We start from the raw sequence: 8,988 nt of genomic DNA on the forward strand, positions 1-8,988 counted from the left end.
GCAAAGAAGCAGACGAGCCAGATGTTACCGACGAGTGTAACCGTCGTTTGCACCGGGGGGCACCCCTGTGACTAAGATCGTTCCATGAGCTCCGCGCTGCTCGCGATCGGACGCCGCCGCACCACGGCGGAGCGCCGGCGCGACCGGGAGCGGGACATCATCCGCGCCACCCGCGAACTGTTCGACGAGCGGGGCACGATCGACGCCCAGATCGACGATATCGCCAAGCGGGTCGGGATCAACAAGGCCCTGATCTACCGCCATTTCGCCGGCAAGGAGGAGCTGTTCGCGCTCACCCTGGTCGACTATCTCGGCGAGCTCGACGAGCGGCTGGCCCAGGTCGACAACCCCCGGCGGGCGCCGCTGAATCGATTGAAGGCGCTCAGCGAGGTGTTCGTCGACTTCTGCCTGGAGTTCCCGGCCTTCGCCGACTGCGCGATGAGCCTGCTGCGGCGGACCGGTGACGAGCTGTTCGGCGAGATCACCGAGCCGGTGATGACCAAGCTCGGTACGGCGATGGCCTCGGCGCTGGAGCGGATCGCGGCGATCCTCGAGGCCGGCCAGCGGACCGGGGTGTTCGACGACGTCGACAGCGACTACCTCGCCAACCATCTGTACACGCAGACACTCGGTTCGTTGCACATGGCAAGGGTCGGGTTGATCGTGTCGAGCGGCCGGCCCGGGCATCCGGTCGTGCATCATGCCGATGTCGGCACCGTCCGGTCGACCGCGATCACCGCCACGCTCGCAACCGCCGTGGGCCGCAAGGCCCTCAACGGCAAGAAGGCAACCCCGCGCTCCACCAGAGCAGGAGAGAAATCGTGACCGAGACCCGCAGAGTGGCCGTTGTCGCCGGCAACAGGATCCCGTTCGCCCGCCAGGACAAGACCTACCGGCACGCCTCCAACTCCGACATGCTCACCGCCGCACTCAACGGCCTGGTCGACCGGGCCGGCCTCGGCGGCCAGGAGGTCGGTGAGGTGGTGGCCGGCGCGGTGCTGAAGCACGCCCGCGACTGGAACCTGGTCCGCGAGGTGGTTCTCGGCTCCAAGCTCGCCCCGACCACCCCGGCGTACGACATCCAGCAGGCGTGCGGCACCGGGCTCGAGGCGGCCATCCTGGTCGGCAACAAGATCGCTCTCGGTCAGATCGACGTCGGGATCGCGGGTGGTGTCGACACCGCGTCCGACGCGCCGATCTCGGTCAACGACCGGCTGCGCAGCATCCTGCTCGACCTGAACCGGGCCAAGAGCGTCCAGGACCGGCTCAAGGTCCTCGCGCGGGTCCGTCCGAAGGACGTCCTACCCGAGATCCCCCGCAACGCCGAGCCGCGGACCGGCAAGTCGATGGGCGACCACGCGGCCCTGACCGCGCTGGAGTGGGGTATCACCCGCGAGGACCAGGACGAGCTCGCGTACCGCTCCCACGTCAACCTGGCGAGGGCGTACGACCGCGGCTTCCAGCAGGACCTGATCACGCCGTACCTCGGCCTCGAGAAGGACCAGAACCTCCGCGCGGACACGTCCCTGGAGAAGCTGGCCAAACTCAAGACGGTCTACGGCAAGGGCGAGACCGCCACGATGACGGCCGGCAACTCGACACCGCTGACCGACGGCGCGTCGACCGTGCTGCTCTCGACCGATGAGTGGGCCACCGAGCACGGTCTGCGGCCGCTCGCCTACCTCACGCACTCGCAGACCGCCGCGGTCGACTACGTGAAGGGTGCCGAGGGCTTGCTGATGGCCCCCGCGTACGCCGTACCGCGGATGCTCGCCCGGGCCGGCCTGACCCTGCAGGACTTCGACTACTACGAGATCCACGAGGCGTTCGCGTCGCAGGTGCTGGCCACCCTGAAGGCGTGGGAGGACCCGATCTTCTGCAAGGAGCGGCTCGGCCTGGACGCGCCGCTCGGCGAGATCGACCGGGACAAGCTGAATGTGAACGGCAGCTCGCTGGCCGCGGGCCACCCGTTCGCGGCGACCGGCGGGCGGATCGTCGCCGCGCTGGCCAAGCAACTGAACGAGAACGGCGGTGGGCGGGGCCTGATCTCGATCTGCGCCGCCGGCGGCCAAGGCGTCGTCGCCATCCTCGAGAAGTAGGAGCAGAGAATGACGGATCGCTACCAGACCTTCACCCGCACGCCGCTCGGCCAGACGCTGGTGAAGAACCTGGGTCTGCCCGACCCGACGCCGCTGCCGCGCTGGACCGAGGGTTCGCCGGTGATCGACGGGCCGGTCGTGTTCGGCGCGATCTCCGAGACCGACGCCGGCAAGGCGATCCAGGCCCTGCTGCGGGACATCGGGGCCTCGTTCAGTACGGCGACCGAGGGCGTCGCGTCGAGCGAGATCCGGCCGAAGGCGCTCGTCTTCGATGCCACCGGCGCGACGTCGACGGCGGAGCTGACGAGTTTGCAACGCTTCTTCTCCCCCGTCATCCGTCAGCTGGCGCCCGCCGGCCGGGTGATTGTGATCGGACGTACGCCGGAGCTCGCGCACTCGACCGAGCAGCAGATCGCCCAGCGCGCCCTCGAGGGCTTCACGCGCAGCCTCGGCAAGGAGGTGAAGCGCGGCGCCACCGTCAACCTGGTGTACGTCGCTCCGGACGCGCACGAACAGCTGGACTCGACGCTCCGCTTCTTCCTCTCCCCCAAGTCCGCGTACGTCGACGGCCAGGTCGCGCGGGTCGGGACCGGACCGCTGGTGAGCAACGACCCGGGTCACCCGCTGGCCGGCAAGGTCGCACTCGTGACGGGCGCCGCGCGCGGAATCGGCGCGTCGATCGCCGGCACGCTGGCTCGCGACGGCGCGACCGTCATCGGCGTCGACGTACCGCAGAACGCGGACGCCCTGCGCAAGGTGATGTCCAGGATCGGTGGCAGCGAACTCCTCCTCGACGTGACCGCGGTCGACGCCGCGCAGCGGATCGCGGCGCACGCGCAGGAGCAGCACGGCGGACTCGACATCGTCGTCCACAACGCCGGCATCACGCGCGACAAGCGGCTCGCGAACATGCGGACGGACGCGTGGGACGCCGTACTCGACGTGAACCTGCGCGCGCCGGAGCGGATCACCCAGCATCTGCTCGAGTCGGGAGCCGTCAGGGACGGAGGCTCGATCATCGGGGTCGCCAGCATCGCCGGGATCGCGGGCAACAACGGCCAGACGAACTACGCGACCTCCAAGGCCGGCGTGATCGGCCTGGTCCAGGCATTCGCGCCGAAGCTGACCGAGCGGAACATCCGCATCAACGCGGTCGCACCGGGCTTCATCGAGACCGAGATGACCGCCAAGGTCCCGTTCACGATCCGCGAGGTCGGCCGCCGGATCAACTCGCTGCAGCAAGGTGGGCAGCCGATCGACGTCGCCGAAACGATCGCCTGGTTCGCCGATCCCGCGTCGGCGGGCGTGACCGGCAACGTGGTCCGCGTCTGCGGCCAGAGCATGCTGGGCGCATGACATGCCGACCCGACGGTACGACGACACGCCCGGGTTCGGCTCGCTCTACGCCCGGACCGTGAAGGCGACGCTGCGACGAGCGGACTACGAACCGGACGCGGACGGTCTGACGCTGGAGCTCCCGCGGTCGGCGATCGATCAGGACCACCTGTCGGCGTACCGCGATGTCACCGGGTTCCCGGCTGGTCCGGCGCTTCCGGCGACGTACCCGCATGTCCTCGCGTTCCCGCTGCACCTGGACCTGATGTCCGATCCATCGTTCCCCTACAAGCCGATGGGGATCGTGCACCTGTCCAACACGATCACGCAGCGGCAGCCGCTCCCGATCCACACCGAGCCCGCGATCCGCGTGCACAGTACGCCGGAACGCCCGCACCCCAAGGGCACGGTCTTCGACGTGATCAGCGAGGTGAGCGTCGACGGTGAGGTGGTGTGGACGGACCTCACCACCCTGCTCAGCCGCTCGTCCGGGGACGAGTCCGTGAAGGTCGACCTGCTACCGGAGCCCGAGCTCGCCCCCGCCGCGTGGTGGGACCTGCGCGGCAACCTCGGCCGCCGGTACGCCGCCGCGTCCGGCGACCGGAACCCGATCCACCTGTTCAAGCTGACCGCTCAGGCGTTCGGGTTCCCGCGCCAGATCGCGCACGGCATGTGGGCCAAGGCCGCCGCGCTCGCCTCCATCGAGCGTGCCGGGAAGCTGCCGGACGCCTTCACTGTCCGCGTCGACTTCCGCAAGCCGCTGCTGCTCCCGTCACGTGTGCAGTTCGGGTTCAAGGCGACCGGCAAGGCGACCGACTTCGCGCTGTACGACGAGCAGCACGAACTCACTCACCTGATCGGACAGCTGCAGGCACACTGAGCTCCGCGATCCGGTCGAGCACCTCGCCGATCGGTGCGGCCTCGTGCTGCTGACCACCGCGTTCCCGGATCGCCAGCGACCCGGCCGCCGCTTCACGAGCACCGATGACGGCCTGGTACGGCGCCAACCGGTTCTCCCGGATGCGGGCACCGAGACTGCCCTCGTCGGCGTGCGCGACCTCGACCCGCAGGCCGCGCCGTGCCGCGCGCCGAGCGACGTCGATCGCGACCTGCTCCTCGTCGTCGGAGATCGGGAGTACGACGAGTTGCACCGGAGCCAGCCAGGCCGGGAACGCCCCGCCGTGCACCTCGATCAGCTGCGCGACGGCGCGCTCGATGCTGCCGACGATCGCCCGATGCACCATCACCGGCCGGTGCTTGTTGCCGTCGGCACCGATGTACTCGAGGCCGAACCGCTCCGGCTGGTGGAAGTCGATCTGGACGGTCGACAGACTGGACTCCCGGCCGGCCGAATCCTCCAGCTGGATGTCGATCTTCGGGCCGTAGAACGCGGCGTCGCCGGGCGCCTCCTCGTAGTCGATGCCCGCGTCCTTCAGTACGTCGCGGAGTAGGTCCGCGGAATGCGCCCAGCTCTCGGCATCACCGACGTACTTGCAGTCGAGGCTGTTGAAGTCGGCGTCCTCGGACGGCAACGCGAGGACGTAGCGGGACGGGCTGATGCCCAGGTCGCGGTACGCCTGGTTGATCAGTTCGAGCGCACTCGCGGCCTCCTCCTCGACCTGGTCCAGGCGGCAGAAGATGTGCGCGTCGTTGAGCTGCATGGCACGGACCCGGTTCAGGCCGCCGATCGCGCCGGACAGCTCGGAGCGGTACTGACCTCCGAGCTCGGAGTAGCGGAGCGGGAGTTCGCGGTAGCTGTGGGCTCTGGATCGGTACATCAACGCGTGGTGCGGGCAGATGCTCGGTCGCAGTACGAGCTGCTCGTTGCCGACGTCCATCGGCGGGTACATGTCGTCGCTGTACTTCTCCCAGTGGCCGGAGATCTCGTACAGCTCTCGCTTGGCGATCACGGGCGAATAGACCTGCTGGTAGCCGGCTCTTCGCTCCACTTCGGCGATGTAACTCTCCAAGGCGTGGCGGATCGCGGCACCGGCGGGCAGCCAGTACGGCAGGCCGGCGCCGATCAGCGGGTCGGAGTCGAACAGGCCGAGTTCACGGCCGAGCTTGCGGTGGTCGTACATCTCAGTGGCTCCTTCACGAGGTGGGGCGAGGACCACGGAGCACAACAAAGCCCCGGGGCACACGCCCCGGGGCTTTGTCAGACAGTCAGGTGTCAGCGCGCCAGGACGGACTCCGGCGTCGTCGTCACTACTGCGCGCTGCAACATGTCGTCAACAGTAGCAGACCCCCACGGGGCTTCCGCAGGATTTACCTTTGAGCCATGACCGCCGAGTTGCTCACTCTCGCCGACGGGCGGACCCTCTCGGTGTGGGAGGGCGGATCGCCTGAAGGGTTCCCGATCGTGTTCCACCACGGGACGCCGTCCGGACGGCTCCAGGCGGTGCTCGGTGCCGAAGCCGCTGCCCGGCATCACGTTCGGCTCGTGTCCTTCAACCGCCCGGGGTACGGCGACTCGACCGATACGCGACCGAGTCTCGCGTCGGTCGGTGTCGACACATTGCGGGTGGCCGACGCTCTCGGCCTCGGGGAGTTCGCCGTACTGGGGGCGTCCGGAGGTGGGCCTTATGCGCTGGCTGCCGGGCTTGCTGATCCAGGCAGGGTGCGGGCGGTCGGGCTCGCCGCCGGCATCGGTCCGTGGCGGCTGATCGAGTCGACCGAGAGCACCGATCCCGACCTGCCGCTGCTCGCACTCGCTGACGCCGGCGACGTGGACGGCGCGCTGGACGGGTTCCGGGCGCAGGGCCGCGTCGCCTTCGACCGTATGCTCACACTCGCGGACGAGTCGATGATCGACGAGTTCTTCCGCGGCGCACCGGCGGCCGACCTCGGCTGGCTCGACGACGACGCCCGACGCCACTGGGCTGCCGACGTACGCGACGCCCTTCGCACGTACGACGGTTATGCGCGGGACAATGTCTCCTGGGGAGGCCCGTGGGACATCGATCCCACTCGGCTGGAGGTCCCCGCCTACCTCTGGTACGGCGCGGAGGACCGCCTCGTTCCTGTGTCCCATGGTCAGTGGCTGGCCGCCCGCATTCCCACATCCACCGTCGTGATCCATCCCGGCGAGGGGCATGGCGGAGCCATCTTCGGGCACTGGGACGAGATGTTCGCCGGCCTTACCGGAGGGTGAGTGGGGTCTCGGATTCCACCCGGGACAGCTTCTCCGGGTTGCGGACGTAGTACACGCCGGTGATGCGGTCGTCGTCGACGCGGATGGCCATGACGCCGTCGAGCTCGCCGTCCAGGCGGAGGACGAGTCCCGGATTGCCGTTGACCACGGTGGGCTCACTGGTGAGCGTGGCTGGGGTCTTGCCGATGCCGCCGAGGATGTAGCGGATTGCCTTGTCGGCGCCGACGACCGGTCGCAGCCCGGCCTGCTTGAGGCCACCGCCGTCGCCGATCAGGACGACATCGGGGGCGAGCACGTCCAGAAGACCCTGCAGGTCCCTGGTTTCGATAGCGCGCTGGAAGGACTGCAAGGCCGCCTTGGTCTGGCGCTGCGATACGGCGGCGCGCGGCCGGCGGGCATCGACGTGCTGGCGGGCGCGGTGCGCGATCTGGCGAACTGCCGGCGGGGTCTTGTCGACGGCGGCCGCGATCTCGTCGTAGCTGACGTCAAACACCTCGCGCAGTACGAAGACAGCACGCTCGGTCGGCGTGAGTGTCTCGAGGACGAGCATGAGCGCCATCGACACGCTCTCCGCGAGTTCGACGTCCTCGGCCACGTCCGGCGTGGTGAGCAACGGCTCCGGGAGCCACGGGCCGACGTACTCCTCCTTGCGGCGCTTCATCGTGCGCAGCCGGTTGAGCGCCTGCCGGGTGGTGATCCGGACCAGGTAGGCGCGCTCGTCGCGGACCTCTTCCGGGCCGACCTTGACCCAGCGCAGCCAGGTCTCCTGGAGGACGTCCTCGGCGTCGGCCGCCGACCCGAGCATCTCGTAGGCCACGGTGAAGAGCAGGTTGCGATGGGCAACGAAAGTCTCGGTCGCCCGGTCGGCGGCGTGGTCGCTCATCCGTCGCTCCTCCTGTTCGTGGCCGGCCCGGCGTCAGCCGGTGAAGGGCTCGAGGCTGAAGCGACCGAGCGCGACGAAGGCCGCCAGCACGAGGTAGACCGAGTTCAGCATGACGAACTTGTACTGATCAAGCCGACCGTGGGTGATCATCGCACCGATCATCAGCGCCACCCAGCAGACCGCCGTCACAGGCACCATCACCGGTGCGATGTCGACGACGGCGGGCAGGATCAGGCCGACCGCGGCCAGGAGCTCGAGGATCCCGAGGCTCTTCACGAAGCCGGCACCCGCGTGCACGGTCCACTCCCCACCGTTGTGCGCGGCCAGGTTCTCCTTGGGGACGAACGTCTTGCTGATGCCGCCGGTCAGCGCGACTGCTGCCAGCAGTCCGGCAGCGATCCACAGAACGAGGTTCACGATCTCTCCTTGCCTTGTCTCGGGGTTCGGCCACAAGACACCGCGTCGTCGATCGTTGTGACGGCGCGTGAGACAGATCACTCGACAGGCGTGGAGACGTACTACTCGCTGAGGTCCAGGCCCACGGGGCGGATCAGGCCTTCCTGAGCGACCGAGGCGGCCAGCTGGCCGGATTCGGTGTAGAGACGGCCGGTGGCGAAGCCGCGCGCGCTGGAGGCCGACGGGGACGCCTGGTCGTAGAGGAGCCATTCGTCGGCGCGGAAGTCGCGGTGGAACCAGAGGGCGTGGTCCAGGGACGCGGGCTGGATTCGGGGGTCGCCGATGACGATGCCGTGTGGGAGAAGGCTGGCGCCGAGGAGCGTCAGGTCGCTGGCGTAGGCCAAGACGCATGCGTGCAGCGCGCGATCGTCGGGAAGCTTGCCTGCGGCACGGATCCAGAACTGACGACCGCTGAGGCCGGCCAGGCGTACGTCGAGCGCCGCCCATTCCTTGTCCCAGTCGGCGGCCTTGCGGCCCGAGCGTGCTTCGAGGACAGTCGCGAGCCGCGGCGCCTCCTCCGGCGGGACCAGATCCTCCGGCATCGGGTCCTGATGGTCGAGCCCCGGCTCCGGCCGCTGGAACGACGCGGACATGTAGAAGATCGGCTTGCCGTGCTGCGACGCGACCACCCGCCGGCTGCTGAACGTTCCGCCGTCCCGCGTCGGCTCGGGCCGATAGATGATCGGTACGGCGGTGTCCCCGGCGCGCAGGAAGTAGCCGTGCAACGAGTGCACCACTCGCTCGGGATCGACCGTCCGGCTCGCCGCCGCGAGCGCCTGACCGAGCACCTGGCCGCCGAACACGCGTTGCAAGGAGGTCTCCGGCTGCCGGCCGCGGAACAGGTCGACCTCGATCATCTCCAGGTCGAGCAGCTCGACCAGATCCTCCAGCGACTCAGGCATGCCTCATCCTGACAGGCCCCGGCCCCAAACCCGCTGTGGAACCGGTCACGCGGACAAGAACCGGGCACGGGCCAGTTGGGACTTCACCGCGTTGCGCACCACCGACGGGATGGAGTCGGACATGTCCTCGACGCCCAGCGCGATGCGGCGGCCCTTCAC

At 69.0% G+C, this 8,988-nt stretch carries 9 protein-coding genes; 5 read left to right on the forward strand and 4 right to left on the reverse strand.

From position 1 onward, the window contains the following. The first annotated feature begins 84 nt into the window (after positions 1–84). Genes AB0I34_RS17825 through AB0I34_RS17840 form a run of 4 tightly spaced genes read left to right on the forward strand, consistent with a single transcriptional unit; the run spans position 85 to position 4,314 of the window. The gene (locus AB0I34_RS17825) at positions 85–825 is read left to right on the forward strand and encodes a TetR/AcrR family transcriptional regulator (protein ID WP_360446251.1); all 741 of its coding nucleotides are present in this window, start codon (positions 85–87) and stop codon (positions 823–825) included. Next, positions 822–2,099, forward strand: coding sequence for an acetyl-CoA C-acetyltransferase (locus AB0I34_RS17830; protein ID WP_360446253.1), 1,278 nt, complete (start codon positions 822–824; stop codon positions 2,097–2,099). Before AB0I34_RS17825 ends, AB0I34_RS17830 begins: the two co-directional genes overlap by 4 nt. A 9-nt stretch (positions 2,100–2,108) precedes the next feature. After that, positions 2,109–3,455 carry a 3-oxoacyl-ACP reductase gene (locus AB0I34_RS17835; RefSeq protein ID WP_360446255.1) on the forward strand — a complete coding sequence of 449 codons (1,347 nt, stop codon included), beginning with the start codon at positions 2,109–2,111 and terminating at the stop codon, positions 3,453–3,455. 1 nt (position 3,456) lies between these two features. Then, positions 3,457–4,314 (forward strand): MaoC/PaaZ C-terminal domain-containing protein, encoded by an 858-nt coding sequence (locus AB0I34_RS17840; RefSeq protein WP_360446257.1) that lies wholly within the window; start codon positions 3,457–3,459, stop codon positions 4,312–4,314. On the opposite strand, the gene thrS is transcribed toward AB0I34_RS17840, so the two are convergent. Continuing rightward, the gene (gene thrS, locus AB0I34_RS17845; RefSeq protein WP_360446259.1) at positions 4,280–5,515 is read right to left on the reverse strand and encodes a threonine--tRNA ligase; all 1,236 of its coding nucleotides are present in this window, start codon (positions 5,513–5,515) and stop codon (positions 4,280–4,282) included. The genes AB0I34_RS17840 and thrS overlap by 35 nt on opposite strands. A 200-nt stretch (positions 5,516–5,715) precedes the next feature. Here thrS and AB0I34_RS17850 point away from each other — a divergent pair, with 200 nt between their 5' ends. Continuing rightward, positions 5,716–6,588 (forward strand): alpha/beta hydrolase, encoded by an 873-nt coding sequence (locus AB0I34_RS17850; RefSeq protein WP_360446260.1) that lies wholly within the window; start codon positions 5,716–5,718, stop codon positions 6,586–6,588. Here AB0I34_RS17850 and AB0I34_RS17855 read toward each other — a convergent pair. From AB0I34_RS17855 to AB0I34_RS17865, 3 genes are all read right to left on the reverse strand, one after another. Next, the gene (locus tag AB0I34_RS17855) at positions 6,575–7,471 is read right to left on the reverse strand and encodes an RNA polymerase sigma-70 factor (protein ID WP_360446262.1); all 897 of its coding nucleotides are present in this window, start codon (positions 7,469–7,471) and stop codon (positions 6,575–6,577) included. The genes AB0I34_RS17850 and AB0I34_RS17855 overlap by 14 nt on opposite strands. Positions 7,472–7,504: 33 nt before the next feature. Continuing rightward, positions 7,505–7,888: a DoxX family protein gene (locus AB0I34_RS17860; RefSeq protein WP_360446264.1), complete on the reverse strand. Its 384-nt coding sequence runs from the start codon at positions 7,886–7,888 to the stop codon at positions 7,505–7,507. 101 nt (positions 7,889–7,989) lie between these two features. After that, the gene (locus AB0I34_RS17865) at positions 7,990–8,829 is read right to left on the reverse strand and encodes an acyl-CoA thioesterase II (protein ID WP_360446266.1); all 840 of its coding nucleotides are present in this window, start codon (positions 8,827–8,829) and stop codon (positions 7,990–7,992) included. Between the last annotated feature and the right edge of the window lie 159 nt (positions 8,830–8,988).

Origin of the sequence: Kribbella sp. NPDC050281 (assembly GCF_040655855.1) — a bacterium.
In the GTDB taxonomy this organism is placed as follows: Bacteria; Actinomycetota; Actinomycetes; order Propionibacteriales; family Kribbellaceae; genus Kribbella.

What these genes read in the sequence shown, in the direction of transcription:
- AB0I34_RS17865 (WP_360446266.1), bottom strand. Translation starts at nt 8,829, where the DNA reads ATGCCTGAGTCGCTGGAGGATCTGGTCGAGCTGCTCGACCTGGAGATG.
- AB0I34_RS17850 (WP_360446260.1), top strand. Translation starts at nt 5,716, where the DNA reads ATGACCGCCGAGTTGCTCACTCTCGCCGACGGGCGGACCCTCTCGGTG.
- AB0I34_RS17855 (WP_360446262.1), bottom strand. Translation starts at nt 7,471, where the DNA reads ATGAGCGACCACGCCGCCGACCGGGCGACCGAGACTTTCGTTGCCCAT.
- AB0I34_RS17825 (WP_360446251.1), top strand. Translation starts at nt 85, where the DNA reads ATGAGCTCCGCGCTGCTCGCGATCGGACGCCGCCGCACCACGGCGGAG.
- thrS (WP_360446259.1), bottom strand. Translation starts at nt 5,515, where the DNA reads ATGTACGACCACCGCAAGCTCGGCCGTGAACTCGGCCTGTTCGACTCC.
- AB0I34_RS17840 (WP_360446257.1), top strand. Translation starts at nt 3,457, where the DNA reads ATGCCGACCCGACGGTACGACGACACGCCCGGGTTCGGCTCGCTCTAC.
- AB0I34_RS17835 (WP_360446255.1), top strand. Translation starts at nt 2,109, where the DNA reads ATGACGGATCGCTACCAGACCTTCACCCGCACGCCGCTCGGCCAGACG.